Annotated in this window: 22 protein-coding genes and 1 tRNA gene; 8 read left to right on the forward strand and 15 right to left on the reverse strand. The window is 51.5% G+C overall.

Annotated elements, in window-relative coordinates; genetic code table 11:
* Positions 1 to 77 precede the first annotated feature (77 nt).
* From WCV85_06220 to WCV85_06260, 9 genes are all read right to left on the reverse strand, one after another.
* Positions 78 to 1,874 carry an AAA family ATPase gene (locus WCV85_06220; protein MFA6474441.1) on the reverse strand — a complete coding sequence of 599 codons (1,797 nt, stop codon included), beginning with the start codon at positions 1,872 to 1,874 and terminating at the stop codon, positions 78 to 80.
* A gap of 161 nt (positions 1,875 to 2,035) precedes the next feature.
* Entirely contained in the window at positions 2,036 to 2,905 is an 870-nt protein-coding gene (locus WCV85_06225) for an ATP-binding cassette domain-containing protein (GenBank protein ID MFA6474442.1), read from the reverse strand.
* Positions 2,902 to 3,708 (reverse strand): hypothetical protein, encoded by an 807-nt coding sequence (locus tag WCV85_06230; protein ID MFA6474443.1) that lies wholly within the window; start codon positions 3,706 to 3,708, stop codon positions 2,902 to 2,904. The genes WCV85_06225 and WCV85_06230 overlap by 4 nt, the downstream gene beginning before the upstream one ends.
* A gap of 61 nt (positions 3,709 to 3,769) precedes the next feature.
* Positions 3,770 to 5,578, reverse strand: a complete 1,809-nt coding sequence (locus WCV85_06235; GenBank protein MFA6474444.1) for an OmpA family protein — start codon at positions 5,576 to 5,578, stop codon at positions 3,770 to 3,772.
* 64 nt (positions 5,579 to 5,642) lie between these two features.
* A complete protein-coding gene (locus tag WCV85_06240; protein MFA6474445.1) occupies positions 5,643 to 6,707 on the reverse strand; it encodes a hypothetical protein in 1,065 nt (354 codons plus the stop codon).
* Between the two features lie 4 nt (positions 6,708 to 6,711).
* Entirely contained in the window at positions 6,712 to 7,473 is a 762-nt protein-coding gene (locus WCV85_06245; protein ID MFA6474446.1) for a hypothetical protein, read from the reverse strand.
* A gap of 149 nt (positions 7,474 to 7,622) precedes the next feature.
* A complete protein-coding gene (locus tag WCV85_06250; protein MFA6474447.1) occupies positions 7,623 to 7,955 on the reverse strand; it encodes a hypothetical protein in 333 nt (110 codons plus the stop codon).
* A 247-nt stretch (positions 7,956 to 8,202) separates the two neighbouring features.
* The gene (locus WCV85_06255; protein MFA6474448.1) at positions 8,203 to 8,655 is read right to left on the reverse strand and encodes a hypothetical protein; all 453 of its coding nucleotides are present in this window, start codon (positions 8,653 to 8,655) and stop codon (positions 8,203 to 8,205) included.
* Between the two features lie 186 nt (positions 8,656 to 8,841).
* A complete protein-coding gene (locus WCV85_06260; protein ID MFA6474449.1) occupies positions 8,842 to 9,438 on the reverse strand; it encodes a hypothetical protein in 597 nt (198 codons plus the stop codon).
* 220 nt (positions 9,439 to 9,658) lie between these two features.
* Here WCV85_06260 and WCV85_06265 point away from each other — a divergent pair, with 220 nt between their 5' ends.
* The 6 genes from WCV85_06265 (at position 9,659) to WCV85_06290 (ending at position 17,147) form a co-directional block, all read left to right on the forward strand.
* Positions 9,659 to 10,183 carry a hypothetical protein gene (locus WCV85_06265; GenBank protein MFA6474450.1) on the forward strand — a complete coding sequence of 175 codons (525 nt, stop codon included), beginning with the start codon at positions 9,659 to 9,661 and terminating at the stop codon, positions 10,181 to 10,183.
* Between the two features lie 29 nt (positions 10,184 to 10,212).
* Positions 10,213 to 11,820, forward strand: coding sequence for an SPFH domain-containing protein (locus WCV85_06270; protein MFA6474451.1), 1,608 nt, complete (start codon positions 10,213 to 10,215; stop codon positions 11,818 to 11,820).
* 8 nt (positions 11,821 to 11,828) lie between these two features.
* Positions 11,829 to 12,425 (forward strand): hypothetical protein, encoded by a 597-nt coding sequence (locus tag WCV85_06275; protein ID MFA6474452.1) that lies wholly within the window; start codon positions 11,829 to 11,831, stop codon positions 12,423 to 12,425.
* Between the two features lie 112 nt (positions 12,426 to 12,537).
* Positions 12,538 to 15,636 carry a SpaA isopeptide-forming pilin-related protein gene (locus WCV85_06280; GenBank protein MFA6474453.1) on the forward strand — a complete coding sequence of 1,033 codons (3,099 nt, stop codon included), beginning with the start codon at positions 12,538 to 12,540 and terminating at the stop codon, positions 15,634 to 15,636.
* Between the two features lie 180 nt (positions 15,637 to 15,816).
* On the forward strand, positions 15,817 to 16,092 hold the full coding sequence (locus WCV85_06285; GenBank protein MFA6474454.1) for a hypothetical protein: 276 nt from the start codon (positions 15,817 to 15,819) through the stop codon (positions 16,090 to 16,092).
* A gap of 125 nt (positions 16,093 to 16,217) precedes the next feature.
* On the forward strand, positions 16,218 to 17,147 hold the full coding sequence (locus WCV85_06290) for a Clp protease N-terminal domain-containing protein (protein ID MFA6474455.1): 930 nt from the start codon (positions 16,218 to 16,220) through the stop codon (positions 17,145 to 17,147).
* 99 nt (positions 17,148 to 17,246) lie between these two features.
* On the opposite strand, the gene WCV85_06295 is transcribed toward WCV85_06290, so the two are convergent.
* The 3 genes from WCV85_06295 to WCV85_06305 form a co-directional block, all read right to left on the reverse strand.
* Positions 17,247 to 18,413, reverse strand: a complete 1,167-nt coding sequence (locus WCV85_06295; protein MFA6474456.1) for a DUF5666 domain-containing protein — start codon at positions 18,411 to 18,413, stop codon at positions 17,247 to 17,249.
* Between the two features lie 62 nt (positions 18,414 to 18,475).
* Positions 18,476 to 20,068, reverse strand: coding sequence for a hypothetical protein (locus tag WCV85_06300; GenBank protein ID MFA6474457.1), 1,593 nt, complete (start codon positions 20,066 to 20,068; stop codon positions 18,476 to 18,478).
* 168 nt (positions 20,069 to 20,236) lie between these two features.
* Positions 20,237 to 20,488, reverse strand: a complete 252-nt coding sequence (locus WCV85_06305; protein ID MFA6474458.1) for a hypothetical protein — start codon at positions 20,486 to 20,488, stop codon at positions 20,237 to 20,239.
* A 227-nt stretch (positions 20,489 to 20,715) separates the two neighbouring features.
* Between WCV85_06305 and WCV85_06310 the strand changes: the two genes are divergently transcribed.
* Both WCV85_06310 and WCV85_06315 read left to right on the forward strand, forming a co-directional pair.
* Entirely contained in the window at positions 20,716 to 21,252 is a 537-nt protein-coding gene (locus tag WCV85_06310) for a hypothetical protein (protein ID MFA6474459.1), read from the forward strand.
* 397 nt (positions 21,253 to 21,649) lie between these two features.
* Complete coding sequence (locus WCV85_06315) at positions 21,650 to 22,156, forward strand: hypothetical protein (GenBank protein ID MFA6474460.1); 507 nt, start codon at positions 21,650 to 21,652, stop codon at positions 22,154 to 22,156.
* Between the two features lie 175 nt (positions 22,157 to 22,331).
* Here WCV85_06315 and WCV85_06320 read toward each other — a convergent pair.
* From WCV85_06320 to WCV85_06330, 3 genes are all read right to left on the reverse strand, one after another.
* Positions 22,332 to 22,403: transfer RNA gene (locus WCV85_06320), tRNA-His, on the reverse strand.
* A 130-nt stretch (positions 22,404 to 22,533) separates the two neighbouring features.
* The gene (locus tag WCV85_06325; GenBank protein ID MFA6474461.1) at positions 22,534 to 23,343 is read right to left on the reverse strand and encodes an ABC transporter permease; all 810 of its coding nucleotides are present in this window, start codon (positions 23,341 to 23,343) and stop codon (positions 22,534 to 22,536) included.
* Positions 23,343 to 24,296 (reverse strand): ATP-binding cassette domain-containing protein, encoded by a 954-nt coding sequence (locus tag WCV85_06330; protein ID MFA6474462.1) that lies wholly within the window; start codon positions 24,294 to 24,296, stop codon positions 23,343 to 23,345. Before WCV85_06330 ends, WCV85_06325 begins: the two co-directional genes overlap by 1 nt.
* Between the last annotated feature and the right edge of the window lie 405 nt (positions 24,297 to 24,701).

Below are 24,701 nucleotides of genomic sequence, written 5' to 3' on the forward strand. Positions count from 1 at the left end.
TATAGCGCAATTTGCTGGTTTTCTGGGATAACAAAAAAGCCGACCTTGGTAGGGGCGGCTTTCTGGAATGTGCAAAATTAATTCTTACGACCTTGGTAGAGCTTTGTGACCGTGATGGATGCATCGGGTCGCTGTTCGCTATACTCGTGTAGAGCGTCCGTGTGGTCGAGCAGCTGCTCGGCACGGTGTGCATCAGCAATGGCCGCGACTACGTCTGCAAATTGCAGAGCAATGGGCCCGTTACCTTTCTCAATGCGCGTTGCGGCAATGCGTTTTGCCTCCTCGACAATCGCATCATCGATGAGCGCACCACTATTGAGATCGGAGAGTCCAAATTGTACTTCTTCAACACCTTCTGGCGTCGTCACGCTCAACTGGTACAGGGGGTACCGGTCAGAGTAAAGTTCTCCCGTAGCTTGCTCGGCAAGCGCTTGAGGGCTCACACCATCGAGCGTCACGCCGTTGAAGTAATAAGTGAACATTGCGACGGTTGCGGTCTGGTCGGGACGACCCACGATGATCTTTTTGCTAATTCGGCCTGGCCGAATGAGCGCGGGATCAAGTGTACGATGACGATTCGTAGCGCCGATGATGAACCCTGGTGTTTGGTCAATTTCGATGAGCATCGTGTTGACCAAGGTGTCCGTGGCGTCAGAGCTGATGCCTGAGCCACGAATTTTTCCCACCGCGTCAATTTCGTCGATGAAGAAGATTGGTTGAATACCAGTCTTCCGGAAGAATGCAAGTCCCTGCGCAAAAATGTGGCGAATGAGCGCCTCGCCCTGGCCAACTAAGGAGGCCAGCAACTCAGGAGCCTTGATGAAGAAGAAGCCTTGTTCGAGGCCGACTTTACCGTGCAGCTTGAGCATGGCTTTTGCCGCAGCTTTTGCTACACGTGTCTTGCCGCAGCCTGGAGGGCCAATCAGCAATACACCTTTCAGTCCCTTCATTTTCAAGGCTTGGATAATGTCGGCACGTTTACCGGGAAGTTCGATCGCTTGGCGTAGTGCGGCTTTTGCCACGTCTTGGCCAATGACGTCATCCCAGTCTACATTTGGCACTTCTGTGAAGTGAAACCCGAGGTCAGTGTTCCCAAGGTTTCGGAGGATGAGTTTACCGGTGCTGTCGAGAACGACCCGGTTCCCAATTTCTACATTTGAGACCGCGGGTATTGCGGTTACTATTCGTTTGGTCATGCTGTCAACAGTGACCACAAACTCGTGCGTACCGGCGATACTATCTACCGTTGCAAGGTCGCCTGCACCGTCTGCCCATTTCGCCACGCTCGAGAAGTGTTTCCTGCCATCCAGGCGAACCGTATCGCCGGGAATAACCGTGACATTCTCAGGAATGGTAATTTCGATAAAGGCACCACCCAGCGCTACGACCGCTGTTTTTGATGACAGCGGAGCGCGAGTGATAGCTTCGGCGGGTACTGGCTCTGTTCCGTCGTGGAGTTGGTACTCACTGTGTTCGCCATTCGCAAACACAACGAAGCACTGACCATCCGTCTCTTCCTGAAGCGCGTAACCAATCATACCAATGCATGTAGCATTGGCACTTGCAACGACGCGCACGCGGAAAAATTCAGACGCATCTGTTGGCATACTTGGCTGAGTAGGATCGCTCACCCAAAGAACGTGTGCTAGGTCTTTTGGCTCCGCACTGCTTTGTTCCAGTTTGCCCACAATTTCATAAAGAAACGCAGTTGCGCGTCCTTCAGTGGCAACCTCCTGTTGCAGCTGCTCTTGCCTTTCGACTCGGTGGTTCTGCGGATCAGCCTTGTCGAATTCTTCTTTCGAAGTATCCAACGTAGACAAATCGCCCAACTTTTTTTGAAGGGCTTCCCATTTTTTGCGGATAGAATCCACCATGTGTTTTCCTCTCTTTCTTGTATATACAACTATTCAATTTTCAAAGTTCAACAAAAGAGCATAGCAGTTTTCTTGAAAAATGTCAAGCCTTTACTAAGAAAAAACGAACAAAAAGAAAAGCCGAGTATTTCTACTCGGCCTTCGAAAAGTGCATGTGGATTTTACAGCTCTTTAAACTGCCTTTTGATGTCTCGTACAAAAGTCAGAAAGTGTTGTTCTTCGGTGATCGAAGGTCTCCAGGCCAAACCCTCTTCAACGAGATTATATTTGTACTTGATGTACGAACCAGAGGTGGGTGAGCCATCAGGATTGTTATCCCGGCCCATCAACCACAAGGTATCGGCCACAGTACAGCCTGCAGTCACGTCGTGGGTGACGACAAAGACTGTGTTTTTCTCGTTCTCGTTCGCAACTTCCATAATCGTCCTCGTGACGTTGTCAACTGCGATGGGATCGAGACCGGAAAATGGTTCGTCCATTAGCAGCAGGTGCTCAGAACACATAAGCTGCTGACAGATTGCAATGCGCTGGCGTTGCCCTCCGGAGAGGAGTACCGGCCACTGGTCTGCTTTATCGGCCATGCCGAAGCGGTCCAGGTAGTGCATTGCTTTTTCCCGTGCCCCAACTTTAGTCAAGCCAGCTTGACGGCCAGCAATGACTAAATTTTGTAGCACTGTACGGTGCTCGAGCAACGGGTAAAATTGTGATACCACACCGACCATGCCAGGGCGTACGACTGTTCCTTCTGGACCAATAAGTACTTGACCGGTGGTGGGTTTTTGTAAGCCAGCGATGATGCGGAAAAGTTGGGTCTTCCCACGACCCGACGGTCCAAGGAGACAAACAATTTGCCCCTGGGTCATATTCGGCCGAATGATGTCGCTGACTGTTTCTGAGATGCCGTCCAGAATGAGGTGCTCTGCACTAGCAATGGAACCATCAGGATTCTTCTTGATTTTTCCATACGCCATGGAAATGCCTTCAATCCGAAGCAGGGTCTCACCAGTGGTATAACTGAAGTCTGTTATCATGCACGCCTCCCAATCTTTATGAATGCGTAGGCGCACTTACGACGAATAACAACTCCACCGCAGAGATCAATAACAACCCCAACGATGAAGATGGCGAGCGCCATGGCAAAGATATCCTCAATGCGTAGGTACTTGTCACTGTTCAGTATCATCACGCCGATACCACCCTGGGATCGCGATAGACCTTCAACGGCAGTGAGAATTGCCCATCCATAGCCAGCAAACTGCAGCAAGACGCCTAGCGTCTCATGCAAGGTGCCGAGGATAACAATTTCCCACAACGTCCGCCACCGACCCATGCGCATCGTGTACCCGTACTCAATACGATCGTCGGTCACCCCACGGACAATCGCAACGATTGCCATGAGATAGAACCAAGTGACTGCAAAGAGCATGAGTGACATCTTCAATCTAAACCCGGTACCGATGTACAGGGAAAAGAGAAAGACTAACCCAGTGAAGCCCAAGAAACGTAACTTCGTACAGAAGATTACGATCGGGCGGATGGCTGGGATCGTGGACAAGTACCCTAGGCCGAATGCAATGCATGAACTTGCGCCCAGGGCGTAGAAGTTCAGCTTCAAACTCGTTAGGATTTCCCCAAACAACCCGCGCGTGGTCCAAAGTGTGCCGAACGCACTGAGCGTATCGCCAAATTTTGGTATGAACGGGAGCTTGACGAATGTCCACAGGATCAGTAGCAAAGCAACTAATCCCCAGCTGTACCGACGCATCGCTTGTGTTGACACAATCTCAAGAGGGGTTAAGAATCGCACCACCTCACGGAGAATTTTTTTCAACATGTTTTCCTTTCTGTGTACTGCCCAACCTAGGAGAGGTCGGGCAGTCACAAGGTGCAAAGCGTTAGCGGCCAGTGATGACATCCACGCGACGATTCAGCTGACGACCTTCCGGCGTGTCATTGTCCGCCTTCGGTTTCGCTTCACCGTAACCCACAATATTCATGCGAGATATCGGGAAATTGTAGGGATAGTGACTGAATAACCAATCGCGGCATGCTTTGGCACGCGCCTCTGATAACAGTTGATTCTTGTACTCATCACCAACGTTATCAGTGTTGCCTTCGAACATCATTTTGAGATCGAAGTCACTGCTGTGCTCGGAAGCAAGTTGTTCAAGCGCAGCTTCGCCCTGAGACGTCAGTTGCGCACTGCCGAACTCAAAGGTGATGCTGCCCCATGACTTTTTACCAACGGCCTGCGTAATTTCCGCACCCGCTTGGTACTTTGCCATGGTCGGCGAAGCCTGCGTATTTGTTTCGTTCTTCACCTGCAGGATGTAACTCAAATTGACGACCTGCTCGTAAGGCGGGTAGGTCGGAATAAACTCTGGGTAGAGTTTGGCGTACAATCTGCCAAAGTAGTTGTACGTGTCCTTGAAGACGTCACGACTATTCGGTGCCATACCGAAATAGCCAACGACATCCTGGAGGGTACAGACTCTAGAGCCACCAAGACTGAGTACATACGAACGTCCTTCAACTTCAACCGTACGAGGTTCGCCGTCGAAGTACTTGTACCAATATGTACCGTCATTCTGCTTGTAAACCTCAGCACTGATTACCGCACCGCGCATACGAGCTTGGTCGTTGCTGCGGATGGCTTTAGCGCCTTCGTCTGCTGACTTGATAATGCCCTTAATAATTTCAGGATGGCGCTGGTTGAACGCCTTGATTCCAACGACCAGGCATGGCATCTGCCCGGCGTAATCCTTGGTAGAGGCAACGGTTATGACGCCACCTCTCTGATCAACGACTAACTGGTCACCGGGAAGCCAAGTAGCAACACCTTCGGCCGTGATGGTCTGGTTCTTCCCGGTCCGCTTGCCGTGATTGACGACAGGACGTTCCTCGGTCACGCCTGAGATGAACAGCTGTGCCGCATGGGAACAGCTATTGGCAGGGTAGAAGTTGATGGCATTCGGATCATAGGTTGTTGGATCCGGATTGACGTCAATATCATTATCGGCGGCCCACTTCAGTATGATATTCTGGTCACCATCACGTAAGACGCAAATGGTGAGACTACCCCGAGCCGAATCTGGAAATTGCTTCCAAATCGGTCTGCCAAGCCACTTGTCTTCTTCGTAGCTAAATCCCCACATGTCAAAGGCCTCGACAATGTACTCCGGCCCCAACTCACTGATAATCAGCGGATTGATGGCCTGAGCGAAGCTGGCGTAGTTGTCACCCATGAAGGCGGCAAAAGTAACACCTTGGCCACTGAAGTCATTGCCCTGAGCGCAGGCTTTGGCATGTGCCATGAGTCCCTGCTGCATGTGAGAGTATTCGTCGTCCCATTGAAAAGTCAGATTCACGCCATTCTTGGCCATCATGCTGCCTTCGGTAGTAGTGACACCGCCGTTTGCAAACATCGCGCCAAGCTGGGCGTTCCAGGCGGCAACCATCATGGTTGTCGCTTCGTTGCTCTGTACCGGTGTGGTACTCGGCATGGTCACATTCACCGTTCCCGCCAACTTGTCGCCGACGGTCACCTTTTGAATGTTGGTCTTCTCAAGTTTCTGGGATTCGGTTGTCGTCAGGCCGGGGGCAATAAAGTCCAGCCAACCGTACTGAATGGAACCATAAATAAGAATGGCGCCAACGACGACAATAATGGCCACCCACGTGGCCCAACCAATTTTCTGAAACATATGTTTACTCCAAAATTCGTGTTTATGATTCGTGCGGCCAAAGGTGACCGCGTTGATTTATCGCTTACTGCTGGTTCCGATTCCGCAACCCGAAGCGCGAAGGTTGAATGACCGGCTTCCGCTGTTCGGCAGCGTGCTCGGTAATTTTCGTCGGGTCGCCAGTCGCGGCCGCGTCGAAGTTCCCTTTCGCTTTAGTTGCCATCTGTTCGGCATTTGAGCGCAGAGCTAAGATGCGTTTCCTCATCTTTTCTCCCGCTATTGCCATGGAGAGATCCTTCGCAGTAGTGAACCTCTTCGTCAGGTCGAGAGCGGTATCGATCTCGCCTGCCATGCGACTGATGTCCTCGCGGACGATATCAGCCGCCATATTGAAGTCGCGAAGTTCCTTCCCACCAAGGAGTACACGTTGAGCTGCACGAGCGGATCTTTCACCACTCTGCATTCCGCGGTACTCAATTGACTTGATCCGGACTGTTTGGCGAATGTACTTCGCATTGTAGTCCAGGGTCTGGTGGAGGGATTTCAGTGCTTCGAGAAGTTCAAACAGGACATCCCGTGAACTCTGAAGGCGCTTAATAGATTCCTCGCTATCGTCGACGAACTTTGAGGCCAGGTTGTAGGCACCAAGTTCCTCATCATTTAGTTTCGTCAGGTCATTACCGCACTGACTCATTAGGAAGTCCGCATGCTCTTGATTGCTTGCTACCTCCTCTTTGAGTTGTTCGATAATCGTGTCCTGCTCTCGAATCGCAGCTTTTAGGCCTTTGATGCCCTCGGCGCTCTCCTCGAGCTTTCCGTCCAAGTACTCCTGCGCAAATCCTTCCATGAGTTCAAGAGGACCCATGCGAATAATTGCCTTGGAGATCTTTTTAGAGTAGATCGTAAACAAATTTCCACTATTCTTGATGAGAATGAGTAAGAAAATTGCCAAGATGATGAGGATTCCACCCATGACCGCAACGGCGATGCCGTAGGCCAGGGAAGTCAGAAGACCTTGGAGAATTGCGATCAATGTCGGCAAGATGAGCTTCAGGACTAGACCTGCAACTCCGATACCGACAATCGTTCCGATGACTCCCCACATTTTCTCTTTCTTCAAGAGGAAGAGTTTATTGGGAGCTTCGGTCATAATATCAGCCATTAGCACTTCCTTCAGTGTGTCCACCCTCCAGGAGATCCAAGAGTATGGCGATGCCAAACCAGTTGTTGCTGGGGGCACCCTGTTTCACGGCTTCACATGCGCTGGTGAATGCCTGGCGATCGAGCTCCAATTGGGTATCGACCGAACTGACGGCATTTGACTCGGCTTGCAACTTTTGGGTTGTGTCGTCGAGTTTTGTTTGTAAGTCTCGGAGATCCTGTTCAAGATCACTCTTGAGTCTCTCCAATTCCTGCTTCTTCTTCGCATGCTCAGCCTTTTGATTAATCGCGTCCTGCTGGGTATCCTCAGCGAATATTTTCTGGACCTCAGACATGGCCGTGAGTTGATCTCGCAGCGTCTTGATGACAATTTCCTTCGTCAGTCCCGTAGTGGGTCCGACTGTGGCTAAGGCCATATCAATGCGCTGCTCCAGCGGTACGGAAGCCATCGTCGTAGCCATAGTGAGTGCCAACTGAATAAGTTGATCAAATCCCTGTGGGCTCTTGACGCGACTGCCAATATTTTCCAGAATTTTCTGGAAGTAGTACTGGTCGAAGTCGGCTGGGGCTTTCGTCCCCTGTGACCTGCGTGCCGTTGTTACGCTACGCGGGACAACGCCAGAAGTCTGGTTTGACTGCCGCGGTACGTACGTTGGCCTGGCGCCAGGCGGAAGTTGCGTTTTCTGCGGATCTGACGATTTGTCATCGTCATCACCTTTATAAAACGCGCCTCCAATTTTTTTCCAATCAACCATTTACGTTTCCTTCACAAATCTCCGACATGTCATTACTGTATGTCGGTAAATGGAACTTCCCTCACAATCCCACATTACTGCAGGCAGAGGACTTCTTTCGACTTTTCGCGAACTTGCGCTCGAAGAAAGTCTACTTCTGTTTGACTACGTTAAACCGGATCAATCCAAGCTTTGTACGCACGATGCTTCACTTCATCTTTGCGTTTCCGCTTTGATTTTAACCGAGCTTGCTTCGACGGACGATGCTTTCGAACATCATCAAGTCGAACGTAGTCACCTTCATTGGGCCATTCACCTTTCCATGTTACTTTCCGCACCTTCGTGGGATCAGTTTCAATGGAAAAAGATATTTCGCCCAAATCTTTACGCTCGTCGCATCTTGCGAATGCATGAGCGCCGTTATGACCTACTGGAGCCACACGGGTTACATAGGCCAAAATTGACGTGTCTCCAGGCGCACGTCCTACCTTGTGATTACTCACATTGTTTCTCCTTTCCTTGTGTTTGTTCGCGGTTTACGTCTGTAACCTCCTTTCACTTTCTTTCTCATTCATGTCAACGTCCATACCACCCACTTTTTGCGCAGTAGTTGCCGCGCGTTTGGACAGATTTTCGCAGTGTGGATAGCGTCCCAACCTAGCGCATGTTCGTCAATTTGTCAATACCTAAGCCATTTTCACCAGTAAAAAGCCCGCAACGTGATGTTGCGGGCTACTGTAATTCGGTGCGTTACGACGCGACCTTTGGAACTGCTACTACCCAGCAGTTCGGTGCCCAGTCGCTCTCGTCCCAGTCGATCCAGAGCTTCCGGATCAGCTTTTTGACGTAGAACATAGTGACGTATCGGCAGCCGCAGGCATGGTTCCAGGTCTGTCCGATCTGAAGAATGATCGCATTGTTGTCGATTGCAAGTTGGGTAGCAACCACAGCCAGCAGGTCATCATTTTGCCCAGGCTGCAGACCTTCTTCGTCGAGCTTCTCCCGCATTTCGTCGCTGCTCAGGATTTCGTTGAAACAGACGAGGGTGATCTCCCTCTCGACCTTGCCGCTCGTTTGCTGGCGGGGGAAGTTTGGTTCAGTGATGTCGACAAAGACTTCATCGCAGTTGCAGCCGCTCACCATCACGTCGAAAGAAGCATCGTAGTCGATTGGCACGCGGAGCGTCATTTTTGAAAGTGGCATGTTGTACCTCCAAGTACGTTATTGGTTTTTCTACCCTAGGCGTTTTGCCACGCATTAGGTTTGAAAACTTCGCAATCTATATATGAGTTAGCATTCATAGCAGAAAAAGTCAAGAAGGGTGTGATTTCCCCATGAAAAAAAGCCCGCAACGTGATGTTGCGGGACTTTGTGTTTTGACCGTAAAGATCAGTCAGCACTGTACAGTGGAATCGTTGCCTGAAACCGAATGTTCCAGCCGACATCACCAATGTATGTGCCGAGTTCGAACACCCCCATGCCTAGACGAGCGCCACCTTGGGCAGTTGTGCGTCCAGACTGTTCAATAACTTCAATGTGCGGGCCAACCCAGGCTCTCGTACGAGACACCTCAAAGTTGTAATCGACACCAGCCCAGCCGTAGAAATCAGTGAAGTCCTTGTGGAGAATGACATCGGCCTCGATGTTCCCAAACCATGGTCCGTGCGGAAAATCAAGATTGATCCCAAGCATACCGGCGTCTTTTTCGACCCAGTTTGAGACCAAGCCGCCGTAGAAACTGGTATTCTTATACGTCGGACCAAGGTAAACAAAGGTCTGGGTAAAAGCACTTTGGGGCATGAAAAAAGCCGCAGCTTTGCCGAATAGGTGCCAGTTCACTTCTTGCCTGCTCCACTGCAACGGCGGGTTATACGTAACTTTCAGCACGAACTGATGTCCGGCGTAGTCACCAGCGTCAGCCTGCGCGGGATGCGGAAGTCCAAAAAAAGCAATAGCGATGAGTAGGGAGAAGAGCAAACTCTTCATTTTTTCCTCCTGTTTGGAAAAGGTTACGTGACGCGCACAATGCGCATTTTTTGATTTTCATAAAACCCTATCCATATTCTGCGGTTTTGTCAAGTCCAACAGAGTCAATTCCCTTGACAAAACATTCCCTTCCTGTTACATTTTTCTGCTAAAAATACTCACAGAAATTGTTTCATTACCAACTACATATGTACACACAAAACCTTGAAGGAGGTTCAGAATGATGGTTTTTGCAACGATCGGGATATTTGGCTTTGCCATACTCCTGCTGAGTTTGCTTTTCGGGCATGATCACGACCATGATTTCAGCGATCATGACCATGACGGAGCACACGATGGAGATAAAGGCCCATCAATTTTTTCAGTGAAAATGTTGGCCATCGTCATGGTAGGCTTTGGTATTGCTGGATTTGGGATAAGCGCAGGAACCGATTGGTCAATGCTCGCTGCATCCCTGTGTGGAATCGGCGGTGCTGTGGTCATGGGTTTTCTTGGCTACACTGTCATAAAGACAATCTGGAGCCAGCAAGCGTCATCGACCATTACCAAATCCGACATCATTGGTGCGGTTGGCCGATTAATTGACGCGATTGGGAAAGACAGTGTTGGCCAGGTGGCTTGCAATGTCCGGGGTCGCGAAGACACCTATATGGCGAAGACGGAGGATGGCCATGCAATTCCACTTGGCGCCACCGTAAAAATTATCGACAAAGTTGGACAGTACGTTATTGTTGTTGAATCGTAACCCAAAATCACCTAACCCAAGGAGGATTCGTGACTGAATTTTTCACCAATTTCATGTGGCCGATTTTAGCCCTCATCACCCTGTTGGCCTTAATCATTTTGGTACGCATCATGACCAGCTTCTACGTGAAGGTGCCGCCGCACAAGGCTGCGTTCTTCTACGGCGCGAAGTCGGGCCAGAAGAAAGGCGCCGAAGTGCATACGCCCGCAACTGGAGCAGCAACTGTTCGCGTGCTCCCAGCCGGAACCGTGGTGGTCACTGGTGGTGGTCGGTTGCGCAAGCCGATTATCGAAGCAGTGGAATTTCTGGATTTATCGGAAATCACGCTGCAAGTGCAAACGAAGAACATGGCGAACAAGGACGGCGTACTGATCACCGTTGAAGCCTTGGCGAATATCCGTTTTAAAGACGACGCGGATTCGCTGTTGATAGCTGGTGGCCGGTTCCTGGGCAAAACAGCACAGGACATCCGCCAGACTGCACAGGAGACGCTGGAATCGAACTTGCGTGGTGTGATTGGCCGTCTCACGGTCGAAGAACTCATCAACGACCGGGAGAAGTTCCGTACCGAAGTACTCAAGGAAGCCGGTGAAGACTTGGCGCGCTTGGGCATTCAGATTGACGTGTTCAACCCGCAGTCAATTACCGACACGCAAGGGTATATCGAGGCGCTTGGCAAGAAGCGAACCGCGGAAGTGCAGCGCGACGCTTCGATTGGCGAGGCTGAAGCAAAGGCAGAAGCCAAGAAACGGTCCACGACTGCGGCGCAACAGGCTGAAGTCGTAAACCAGAATAACGAGAAACTCCAAGCTGAGGCAACGAAGAATACGAACGTTGCGAAGCAGCAATACAATGCGGAAGTTGCGAAGGAAACAGCAACTGCCGGACAGGCTGGACCACTTGCAACGGCCCAAGCGAAGCAAAGCGTCGTCATTGCTGAAGTCAAGGTGGAAGAAGAGCAAGCACGCGCCATGATCGCCGTGGAAGAGCAGAACATCAAACGCGAAGAGAAGAAGCAGGAAGCTGACGTGGTTGTGCCAGCCAAAGCCAAGGCCGATGCACAAGTCAAAGAAGCGGCCGGCTACCAGCTTGCCCAAGAAGCCAGAGCTTCAGGTGACAATAAGGCGATCATCCTTCGCGCCGATGCCGAGTCGCACAAGCGGAAGGTTGAGGGCGAGGGCATGGGATTTGCGATCGAGGCTGAAGGTTTGGCCAAGGCAAAGGTGACCAAGGAAACAGGCCTTGCTGAGGCCGAGGTTATTCGGCAGAAGCTCCTGGCCGAAGCCGAAGGATTAGCGAAAAAAGCTGAGGCGTATAAACAATTCAGCCAAGCGGCAATACTTCTTGAAGTCGTGCGTGAACTGCCGCCGGTGGTAACGTCGTTTGCGTCTGTCTTTGGAGCAATTGCTGCGCCGATGGGCAACATCGACAAGGTCATTGTCTACGACGGTGGCGGGAGTGGTGACGGCCAGGGTAGCTCACTAACTCGCATGGCAATGATGGGGCCAAAAATGATCAGCCAACTCCTCGACAGTGCCCAGGCGATGGGTTTTGACATTGAAGGGCTCCTCAACCTTGCGAAAATCAAGGTTGCAAGTGCCCAGGATGCTGCCACAATCACTGATAAGAAGGAGTAAGTTCCACAATGAATGGACGCAACATTGCAGAACAATCCAAAAGCGGGAGAGCGAGCCAAGCTGAAGAAAAAGCAGCGAGGGTCGTTGCTCCACGACGAGGTGAACCGACGCCCATCGTGGCATCAGAACCACAGGAGGTACAAGCCACGGAATACCGGCACAACAAACCGGTATATCGTCTTGACAATACGCCGTCTGAAACGCTCGTAATCCACTGCAGCTCACCTCGGTTTCAGAAAGCTTTCCGGCTATTTGTTACTGAGGAGCTGGGTATTGAGCACTACACGCCAATCATGATTGGTGGCGGCGCTCATGCCTTTGGGATGTCAATGTTCTTACCGAAGAATTTGAAGTTCCTTTGGGAGCAAATCAAATTCTTCGTGAAGGAACAAAAGGTCAAGCAAATCATCATCATCAACCACCGCGATTGTCAGTGGTATGAGAAGATGAAAGGCTACCATCCGACAGTCGATCTCCCGTTGAAAGGACGGGTTGACCTTCGAACCGCAACCAAGTCAATTTTGACTGATTTCGCGGGGGTGCACATTCGATCATTCTACGCCGATGTGCATGGCGACGAAATTGTGTTCGAAGAAGTAGTGTAAATTCGTACATTCGTACTTTGCAGGAGCAGCCACTTGGCCGCTCCTGTTTTTTATTAGTCGTTTCTGGCCGTGCTATACTTCCGCCAACCCCGCAAACTAACCAAAAAAAGGTATGCGAACAGTCTCCAAACGTCTGTGGTCCAAAGTTAGCACCACGCTAGCCATCACCACCTTGCTTTTTGCTACCCCAGGGTTGTCCGCTCTTCCGGCTTTGGCCATTACCAATGTGGTGACGGGCACGGTGACCACGACCACCGGCACAGCCATTGCGGGTGTGGTGATGGAACTGCACACCCCAGACGGCATTTTTAGTGTGCAGACCACCACTGCCGCAGATGGCACGTATAGCTTTTCGAATGACTTAACCAACGGCACCAGCTACGTGGTGGAAGCGCGGACACCCACTGGCTACAACCGTTTTGGGGAAGGCTCAATTAACTTTTCCTACGTCACCGCCGCCACACACCCCAATGTCAACTTCCAGTTTATCCAAACTAGCAAGACCATTAGTGGCACAGTGCGGAACACCGCCGGCGCACTCATTACCGACGCGGACATTACCATTGACCCCTACAACATTTCCGGCGCCAGCCGAGTCTCAACCCGAACTGATGGCAGCGGGAACTACACGGCCACAGTGGTGGGCGGCACCTGGTTTGTCCAACCGGAGATCAACCTGTCCGAGTACACGCCCCGGTGGATTTCTGAGATTCCCCCACAGCGCGTGGATTTTGCCGCTGACGCCACCACCCAATCCACAACCCTGAATTTCACCGTGACCCCCGCCACCGGCAAGGTGAGCGTCTGCTTGCTCAACAGCGATGGGAGCAAACTCACCACCAGCAACTTCGTGGCAGATATTGACTTCCGCCGTTCAGACGGCGTGGGCACCCGACGCAAGGTGCAGCAGGCTGACTCCTGCCTGAGTGTCTACCTCACCCCAGGGATCTACGGCATTTCCGCTTTCCACAATGACCTGAATGGAAAATCATTTGACCCTGCAGCCACAACCTTTGTGATGACTGAAGGTGGGATTGTGGATTTGGGCACAGTAACCGCGCAGATAAACAGCGGGCACTTGAAAGGCAAGGTGACCAATACCACAGGCGCAGCCATTGGCAATGTTGCTCTACTCGCTGTTCGTGAAGGTGGAAACGAACGGGTGAATGCGAACAGCGACCCTGCCGGCAACTTTGACTTGACCGTGGGTGGCGGCACCTGGACCATTGGTTTGAATGCGCCCACCGGCAAGTCCCAGTACTCCCAAGTCACCCCAGCCACGGCAACGATCACCAACGGGCAGACAGTGACAGGTCTGAACATCCAGATGAAAACCATTGACCGGAATGTGAGCGGCAACGTGCTGAATAGCGCGGGAACAAAAGTGACGGACTTCGTAGGCAGCGCCTACGTCCGGACCACCAACAACAAAGTTCGTATTGCTGCCCCAGTGGTGGACGGCGCCTTCAGCATTGACTTCTCCTCTTCCGAAGTAACCGGCAGCAAGGTTGTGGTGGGCGTCATGGCTGCACCCGGCGCAGACTACGCGGGTGGTGCGGAAAAGCAGGTAACCATTGTTGGCGCCGGCGCAACCCAAAACCTCACCCTCAAAGCCTACGACGCAACCATGACCGGCAGCCTCCGGGTTGGTGGCGCAGTGCTGACCAGTGCTGGGTCTGACATCCAAGTTGTTGCCCTGGATGCTGATGGCAACTTCACCAGCACCACGGTTGCCGCTGATGGTTCGTACACCCTGCCCCTAGCAGCCGGTACGTGGCTGTACGATTACGATATTGAAAACCCTGAGCTGACTGCTGGGCTGCTGAACAAACCCGCCGGACAAAACAGCATTACGGTGAAGGCTGGTCAGGCTGTCACGAAAAACATTACGGTCTTCAAAGGGAACAATACCGTTACCGGTACAGTAACCGATGCCGCAGGCGGCGTGGTGAAGCGTGCCGTGGTTACCTTGGACAATCGGAATGCACTAGAAGCAACCGGCACCACGGATCCAAATAATCTCATAACGGTGACTGCAGAAACGAATGACAGCGGTGTGTATACCGCCAAGGTGCCAGATGGAACCTACCTCATTACCGTTGGCGAAACCCCCGCCGTGGCTGAGACGCAGCTACCACCTGATGCGAAGACGGTAAAAATTTCCGGCAGCACCACTGCAACTGCCAACCTGGTCTTCGAAAAGACTGACGCCACCTTGCAAGGTACAGTGAAATTCAACAACAAGGCGGAGAAGGGCGGAACCGTGACTGCGTACTCTAATGATGGTTCTCAGGTAACAGGCACGGTCAGCCCCACGGGGACGTACAGCCTGAGTGTCACCAAAGGTGAACGTTGGAATGTGGTGGTGACTGACCTCTCTGGGAATACCCTGACGTCCAGTGAGCCAGTGGGTGTTACGCCAAAAGCCGGAGCGAACACCGTCAACCTAACCTTGAAGAGTACAGGTATTGCCGTGCCTGGTCCGGTAACGAAGTCTGGGAATGCAGATGACAGCATAAGCATTGGTTTGGCAGATGGTACGACCGTGACCGTCCCGCCTTTCGCCTTGGGAACCAGCGGTACAGTTTCCCTCACCGTCACGCCAACCGTTGATATTGATCCCACCACTTTGGATCGGCCAGCCTCCCTGGCCTACGAAGTGAAAGCCCTTGATAGCACTGGGCGCGAGAAGAAGGATTTGGATCAACCTGCCACCATCACCCTGCCGTACTCCGATGCAGCAGTTGTGAACAGCGGGCTGCGCGAAAAAGGTTTGGCCACGAAGTTCTGGGATCCGAACACCGAAACGTGGTCCACCGATGGTGCAACTGGTTTGGTTGATGTGAAAGATAATACCGCCACCTTAACTACAACGCACCTCACCAAGTTTTCCGTCACCGGAACCTCTCGCGTCAAACCCACGGTGAGCAAATTTAGCGTAAAGAGCAAGAACAGCAGCACCATGGTGCTCACTGTTGCGGGCACGAACTTCAAAGGCAAGGTTGGGCTAAAAGTTGGAACCATCGCTGCCTCCAAAGTCCAGGTGGTGAATGCAACAACGCTGCTGGCCACTGTCCCGCTGAAAAATTTGAAAAACACCACATACGATGTGACGGTGACGAATGGCGATGGCCGCCAAACCATCAAGCGCATGACCTACAGTAAGGGTCGGGTGCTGGGTGCCAGCATAGTGAAGCTCATTCCTCGGTAAGGAATCGAGAAGAAGCAGAAAACCCGAGTGACAACGCTCGGGTTTTTTGTTGGGTACCCCAGGTCCCCCTGTCATTCGACGGGGCAGGCTTGACCTGGCTGCTGCCAGTATGACATTTGACAAGTACCAACCCTCTGCTAAGCTTCTGTGAAACCAAAGAACTCTAGAAAAGGAGCGGATATGCCGGTAATGACAGCGCATAAGATACCTAAAACCACGAATACAGTTGAAAAACCGTACCTGCAAACGGTAAAGAAAATGAGCGAGGACGTGCTCAGTTACGAGGAACTTGGCCGACTACAGAAAGTGCGCCTACGGAAATATGCAAAACACACCAGCTTGCAGTACCTGCTGGTTGGCGTTGACTGTACGGTTGAAGTGAAGATGAAAATTTCACCCAGCGCCCAGGTGAAAAACCACACGATTGTGGAAACTGAAGCGGTTGTGTACCGCTAGTAATCGCACGAAAGTAGCCCCCAGGAATAACCTTGGGGGCTTTTTACATTGTATTGACAACCCACACGGGTGCGTTAAGATGCAGCCAAAATACATTGGATACAGAACTTTCCCAAGGAGTTACAATGATCGAGATCTTCTCTGAGCTTTCTAGAAAAGCAATTGAATTTTCACGCGACGAAGCAGTCCGCCTTCGGCATGATTACATTGGTACTGAGCACATGCTCTTGGGACTTATTCGGGGTGGACCCAACCGCGTAACAAAAATTCTGGAGGATGCAAGCATCCAACTGGATGAGCTCATTCTTGAAATTGAGGATGTTACACAACCAAGCAACACTTCCTCGCTAATCATGGGGCAGCTCCCACTGACTGCACGGACAAAAAAGTGTCTGGAGCTAGCTCTGCAAGAAGCGCGGACACTGCAATCCAAAGAAATCGAACCTGAGCACATCCTCCTCGCGTTGCTGAAAGAGGAAGAAGGGGTTGCCGCACAAGTACTTTCCCTGTTCGACTTTGACTACAAGACTGCCTACGAAGGTCTCACAGGCACGCCAAAAATTGCAGCAGAAGGGACGAGTTTCCCAATTTCCCCGGCTGTACGTGACATTCTGGAGCATGCAAAGGCTGAAGCTGTAAAACTTCGCAAATCATATCTTGGTGTGAGCCTTCTTTTCCTGGGTCTCCTTAAACTCGAATCTGACCCGGCGACTCTATGGTTGGCGAACTCAGGCGTGGACTTCAATAAGGTAAAAGCCGAACTTGAAGATCAGCTCTTGCCGGATGAAAACACCAAAATACACGTTAACCTCCGTACGCTGAGCCTGCACGTGGGGCAACCCATAGTGGCTCCACGAAGAATGCCCATAAATACTGCATACCAGCGCACACTGTTACTTGCTTTAAAGGAAGCTCAGACGCAAGGGCTCCAGGAAATAACCCCGATGTGCATACTCTTGGCAATCCTCCGAGTGCCGGACAACCTACCGACAGAGGTTCTCACTCGGCACAACATAAAATACGAAATGCTAAAGTCCATGCACCCAACTGTGTAATGAAGGTCGTTTTTTACCGCCACTTCCAATAGGAGCTGGCGGTTTTTTATACCAAAAGCCACCGGTTTTCCGGTGGCTGTAAAATCGTACTCGTGAAACTTACTCCGTTACCTCACTCTGCGCTTCTTTGAAGAAGATGCGCGTTGCCGCTAGCTTTTTCGTGTTGGAGGTGTAGGTTCCTAATACTTTCACCTTGTCCCCAACAGAAACGTCGGCAAAGGTTCGGAGACCGTTCTCATCCACGTATTTTGTGCTGGCAGTGGTGGTAACGGTTACATCGCCAAACTTCTTGCTGCTCACGCGCAGAACAAAAGTTTGCGCTGTAGCATCCACGGATTTCACCGTACCCGTGAAGTCCCCAAACTTAATGGTGAGGGTGTTGTTGCGGATCACGTTCGCATTGAGGGTGTTGGCCGTTGCTGTCCGTGTCCCCCGCACTTCCAACTTGTCGCCCACCAGAAATTCTTCAATCGTGGCCTTCCCCATGTAGCGTCGGAAAAGCTTGGTGGCGCTGGTAACGTTCACGGTCCAGGTCTCGGTGGTAGTTTCAGTGCTGTCAGATGTGCTGGCGCGCACCGAACTGCTGTGAACTTTCACCTTCCGTTCAAGGGTCAACGTCGCTTGTAGGCCGCCGTTGGTGAGAGTGATGCTGGCAATGGTACCCGAGATGGTTTTCATGTCCACCACCACGCGGTCTGCGTCAATGCGGTTGCTGGACTGGCGCCAGAGCCCAATGACTTTTGCACGTTCGCCATTCTTCAAACCAGCACAGGTTCCCACTTCCCCACCCCGGGTAATTTTTGTGGTGCTGGAGAGGTAGACAGTCTGCTGCACTCGCTTATCAGGCAAAAAGGTGAACGTGTTGTTTACACAGTCCGTGGTGACAATGGTACCTTTAAACGTGCCACCAACGCGTTGCATAGTCCAATTTTTAACGCGTGTGGCGTTAATGGAATTTGCGGCGTCGTTCAAGGCAGTGCCGCGCACTTCTACCCGATCACCAATGAGAAACTCCCCCAGATCGGACGTGCCGTTGTACCGACGGAGAATTTTCGCTGTGGTTGGCACTTCCACCGTATAGGTGGTGGCTCCCACGAGCAGGCTGAGCGTGGACGGCAACGCAGTACCGCTGATGGCGGTAAGCGTCCCGGTAACGGTAATACTCCCAGCGGCTGGCTCACTGGCCGCTTGGGCTGGCGTGAATCCGCCAAAGACGGTCGCCAAAGCAATGGCGCCTGTCCCGATAATTGCTGCGACTTTTCGCATAGGCTTATGGGGTTAGGGGCGAGGTGGGAAGTAGTATAGCACACCCCTAAAACCCAAGGTTTTTAGCCAATTTCGTCCCGCTTCTCCCGCAAGAAAGAGAACCACTCTTCAACGACTTCCACGAAGATTTTGAAGGGCGCTTCAATGATGAAATCCAGAATGAAGCTGAAGAGGTTGAATTTGGGAATTTTCTTGGAAAACCACCGGCCCACCCGGAGAATGGGGAGGGAGAAGAAATCCAAGAGGAGCATGAAGAGATTTTCTCGTCGGTCCAGGATAACCAAATCCCGCACCACCAGCCGGACGCGCATGCCAAAGAAGCTGATGACCGAGAGGAAGAAGAGGAAAATGAGAATGCTAATCCAGGTGAATTGCAAAGACAGGAGCAGCCAAGCAATGCCGCCGAAGCTCAAGACGAACGTGGCCAGGTAGGCAAGCGTGAACACGAAATTTGTTACCGAACGACGGCGACGCGGCCGGTGCTTTTTCCCAAACACTTGGCGTGGTGAACTTGGATTCAAAATTTCACGCACGGCAAGGACCACCCGTTCGGTATTCTCTTTCCCCGGGACCACGGCACTGAGCCCAATGAATGCCATGAGCACCGGATGGAAGGTGGCGTTGATGTAGAGCGGGAGCAACGCATGGTTCCGGAAGAAGAGCAGTTCAATGGGCAATTCCACCAAGAGCGCCAAGAACATTTTGGTAATGAAGATGTACACAATGCTCCGGACCGTGGTTCGGCGCAAGCGGGTCCGCACCAATTTCACCCGGTCGCCCATAGCCTTCCGCACGGTCTCATCCATCAAATCGGGATTCATGACCAGCGTGCGCTCTTGGCCAGCGTTCGTCCGCAGCACGTCTGCCAGCGTAATGAAGGAGATGGCGTACCGACGGCAAATGCTCAACATCCGTTCGGACAGCGGATGATTGATGCGTCGTTCAATCCCTTCCACCAAGCTAGCAAAGTGGGTTCGGACTTCCTCAGTGATTTTATGGTCTGGATTCCGCCAAGTCGGATACGCCCAGGTGAACAAATGGTACCGCAGGGTTGCTTCGTCAGACTTCAGCAACGCGCGGTGCATGGCCAGGTAGACCAGCACATCCTGCTCTTGACCTGTCGGAACCTCATCCGGAAGCACAATGTTATTCCGCAATGTTCCGTACATCACTTCTACCAATGCATCTTCCCGCGTGGTTGGTGACAAGCGCTCTTCCACATCTGCAGATGCCACGCTCAGAATCCAACCAATGTGCTTCCGGTCTTCCGGGCTGGTCCGGTGCAGCTGCAGGTGGTCAAGGAGCGACAAGTACCGGTCAATGTAGTTCTGGACAATAGGTATGAGCGACTCCGGCAGTTTATCATTGGGTAAGTAGCGCGCGCGGATGAGCTCATGCACCAGGAGCTTCGCATCAATGAGCTTTCGGTTCTCCACCAAGTACCGCCGACGGAGAATCCGCTCAATGGCATTCCGGCGGAGCAAATGCTCTTCCCGGAAATCAATAGAGTTCCGCACTTTTTCGTACACGTAGGCCAGTTTGCTGATGACCTCATTGAGCTTAATCCGTGGCACGCCCGGCAAGGCCTCCAGGTTGGGTAGAGGTTTTTCGTACGAAGTAATGAGTTTTTCTACACTCTGTGGGTAAGAAGCCATAGGGAAACAAAAAAGGCGACTACCTATACTTTACAGGCTGCCAGACTGAATGGGAAGCGGGTGATACGCTGCTCAGGCGGTTTTAAGACCCAATTCCAATTTCTGAATGCGGATTTCAGCATCCCGGAGATGTTACCGCATGACGGTGCATTCCTGATTGAGGTCTGTCTAAATTTTGACAAACCGGTCGACTGACGTTGTGAACGTCTCAAATTTTTGTTCCATAACCAGGAGCTTTCTTTCCTGCGCGACAAGAGTTTCTTTCACAATGAGCAGGTCTTTACCGAGTGTACCCACGGTTACTTGTACAGCCTGAAAGTTCTCACTCATTTCATCAAAACCACGTTTCGCGGAGCCTAAAATATACTCCGCGTGTGCTTCTAAACGTTTGTCTAATTCTTCGAGGGTGAGGGCACTCATGGGCAATCTGTACTGTACTAAGCGGGTTCATTTTTTGTCAATTTAATGTGTCTAGCAGCACAGCTTATGAAAAGTACTTTGATTGCTACACGGGGGTCTCCAGGAACGAACTCTACGACCACCTATACGCCCTACCTACAATTGACAAAAAGGAGATACTTTGCTACGTTAGCCTGAAAATGAAAAGTCCTTCACATTCATCTTCCACACACGCAGAGGAGGAAATCATGCGTAAAGTAATGTTGATGTCTACCCTTTTACTACTCTTCATCCTTGCGATTCCTGTGCAAGTATCGGCTGGCCTGAGGATTGTGGCAAAGGCCTCAGTTGACAGCCAAACTGTTCAGGGAGTATCGACTGCCGTTGCGAACGGCGTGAACAAGAAAAAAATGCTGCTTTGGAAGCAATACCAGGCTCCTTACTCCGGCTACCAAGCGGTTATCACAATGGATGGGAAACGGTATACCATCTACATCTCAAATCGCTCGGGATTACCGGATTCAACCAACCTGGACCTAATCTCAATTTGGGTTCGGCCGGAGGGTACGACCGGGCAAAAAGTACTCACGACCTGGACGGACTACAATTTCGATGGATCGGTTGATTGGGCGCTTGGTCCGCTCGATTGGGGGACATTTGGTTCATCCGAACCACTCGATTTCAGATCAGACACCTCCCTTGTGGTTCTGAATAACAAAGGACCATTTCAATTGCTGCACAACGATACGATCATAAAACTTGCAATGTTTTTCCAAAAGAAGTGAAATTACGATCGTCCCGATTGTACCTAAACACAGAGTCTATTCCTACCAAGGAGTAGACTCTTTTAAAAACTATTATTTCGATTGGTGCACGGGGGTGGCCAATGCCCGCCCGACACGCTCCCGCCTGCGATGACGGGATGTCGGGTAGGTTGCTTGCGCAGCGGGAAAGAACACTTTTTACCTCGCACATTCAGCCATACGCGCACTTGACATGCGTCATTAGGTGTTGTAAGGTGTGCGGTTATTAAGAACCTTGAAAAATCGTTAGCATTTGTCTGCTATCAAGAATAGGAATGGCTCAGCCCAGCACCTTTGCGCTAACTACCATAGAGAAAATTACACCTTGTTATCACCATAAACCCAGATCATCCACGATGTGGAGGAACGGAGTGTTTGTATGCGAGGCTATGTGCGCATCGCAGTAGTCGTCATGGTGGCTCTGACCATCGTCTTTTTATCATCCTTGCCGGCGGCAGCAACTCATTTGACCGAGGCGCAACTCATGGCAGAACCACTCGATACCGGGATGGTTATCCAGTTCGACCAGGTGGAAATGGTTCGATTTGAACCACGCATCTGGTCAGACAGAAGCATTGGTGTCGTTTTTCTCTACACCGATTCAACCACCGAGGACGGAAAGAAAGTTCGCAATGTTTATCGGTATGATATCGATGACACATCGACGGTGTGGGTGATATTTAATATGGATGACAACGAGGTGGGTGATAATACTGCCTCTGTTGGTCTCCATGACGTGAACCGCCCCAATGAGGCTTTCGGACGGAGATCCTCCCCCGAAAAGAGGCTCGTACCAACCCTCTACATTAATTTAACAGATGTAGAAAGGGCAATAAGTCTCTTTCAGAAGTTGCCGGGAGTATTTTTACTTAATTTTAGCGACTAGTTTCAAGAGGCCGTGGAAACACGACCGAAAGCCCTTTGGAATATTTCCCCTGGGCTTTTTTTACACCAAAAAACTCTACCTTTTTTTGGCAGCCGTCCTCGCCCTTCGAGTCCCACATACTTTACTCCAATGACGCACCTAATGCCTGAAAAAGAGTTTTTGATTGGTGCACGGGGGTGGCCAATGGGACTCGAACCCACAACCACTGGTACCACAAACCAGTGCTCTACCATTGAGCTATGGCCACCCCCCTATATCAATCACATGACAAAGGACTTCTCTCAGTGTACCCAGAGGTAGCAGTGTACGCAACGGCTGAGATCGTGTCAACAAAAAAAACCAAGTGCGGTTCTACACTTGGAGCGTCTGTATGAAAATTACTTCGCCTTCCGCCGGAAAATGGTGGTGGTGACGGTCAGGCCGACCACTAAAATAATGCAGCTCCACACCACTGTCCACCCCACGTGGTTGCCCACTGGAGTACCCACTAGCAGAGCGCGGATGGCTTCAATGAGGTGGGTGAGTGGCTGGTTCTCAGCGAAGACGCGCAGCCACGAGGGCATAGTACTCACGGGCACGAACGCGCTGCTCACGAAGGTGAGCGGGAAAATAAGGATGAAGCCAAACTGCTGGACGAACTGGATGGATTTGCCAACCAACGCCACCAGGACGAAGAGCCACGAGAGGGAGTACGAAAAGAACAGCAACAGGGCGATGGCCAGCACCCACTCACTGGGGCTTGCTTCGGGCCGGAAGCCAACAGCCAAACCTGCGCCAACCATCACTGCGGTTGCCAGCAGGTTGCGGAATAAGTCGGCCGTCACGTGTCCCGTGAGCACTGCGCTCTTCACCATGGGCAAAGACCGAAACCGATCCATAATGCCTTTTTCCAAATCAATGGCCACGCTGTAACTAGACATGGTTGAGCCGAACGCTGCCGTCTGCACGAAGATGCCAGCCATGAGGAAGTTGACGTAGCTCACGCCACCCGTATCAATGGCTCCACCAAAGACGTAGCGGAACAGCACCACGAACATAATTGGCTGGATGGTGAGACCCAGCAGCTGCTCCGGGTCTTGCCGGATTTGCAGCAAGCTCCGCTTGACCATGACCCAGCTATCAATGAAGAACCAGGTGAGGCCTGAGTGTTTTTGCTGCGGGATTTTGCTCGCAATAGTTGTAGACATTATGGTTTCTCCTCGGTTTTTATCTCGGCTTCGTGACCAGTGAGCTTCAAGAACACGTCGTCCAACGTGGGCCGGTGGGTAGCAATGCTCTTCACGTTAATGTGCGCTTCATCAAACTGGTCAAGAATGGATCGCAGTTGGTGCACACCGTGCTCAACCGGGAATTTCATCGTCCGTGTTGCCGCATTGTGCTGGACCGCCTGCGTGCCAAGCTCAGCCACGGCTTTGGTAAAGTCCGCGTCGTTCTCCATTTCCACTGCCAGCTGCTCGCGGCCCACTTTGTCTTTGAGCTCATCGGCCGTGCCCATAGCAATCACCACGCCGTTGTCAATAACAGCAATCGTATCTGCCAGCCGGTCTGCTTCTTCTAAGTACTGCGTCGTCAGGAGAATGGTGGTCCCCTCCTTCACGAGTTCCTCAATAATCGTCCACATGGTGTTGCGGCTGTGCGGGTCCAGGCCAGTCGTGGGCTCGTCCAGGAAAATGATCGGCGGCGTCACAATCAAACTAGCAGCCAAGTCCAGACGGCGACGCATCCCACCAGAGTACTTCTTCACCGCCCTGCCCGCGGCATCTAGCAGTTCAAACCGCTGCAGCAGTTCCTGGGCGCGGCGCTTCGCATCGGCGGCGCTAATGTGATAGAGCCGGCCAATAATTTCCAAATTTTCCCGGCCGGTGAGCTTCTCATCCACAGCCGCAAACTGGCCCGTAAGGCCAATGATCCCCCGAACCTCCTGCGCCTGCGATTTCACGTCAAAACCGCCAACGGTTGCAGTGCCGCCATCAAGCTGTAGGAGAGTTGAAAGGATACGCACAATGGTTGTCTTCCCAGCGCCATTTGGCCCCAGTAGAGCAAAAACCGTGCCCGCGGGTACTTCCAGGTTAATCCCCTTCAGGACATGGTTTTCCCCAAAGGATTTATGGACGTTGGTGGCGGATATGGCGACAGACATAAGAGTACAAATACAATATCATACTAAAGCGGTATGAGTATAGTGTGGAAAAAAACGGGCCTGCTGGTGCAGACCCGTGTGTAGGTTAAGCGGAAAGCCACCTACTATTCGTCATCTTGCCAGGGATGAGCACTGTAAATCGAGATAAGCCAATTCCACCAGAACATCGTCAGTTACTCCTTTCTCGTCTTGAAATTGTGAGGGACTATTCCTGTACCCAAAAAGTGTACAGGGGCGGTTAAGGTACTACTTGTTGTCCTCTATTCTAGGGATAAATTCCTGCATATGCAAGTTCCAGACTGCAATTGATTCTTTTGACCTTCTGTGCAACCTTTGGTACAGTGGTCAACCATAATACAAAAGGGCAGTTATCTTACAACGGAGAAAGGAGAGTACTTTGAAAAA

The organism is Patescibacteria group bacterium, from assembly GCA_041665345.1.
Classification (GTDB): Bacteria; Patescibacteriota; Patescibacteriia; order PEXW01; family PEXW01; genus JBAYJA01.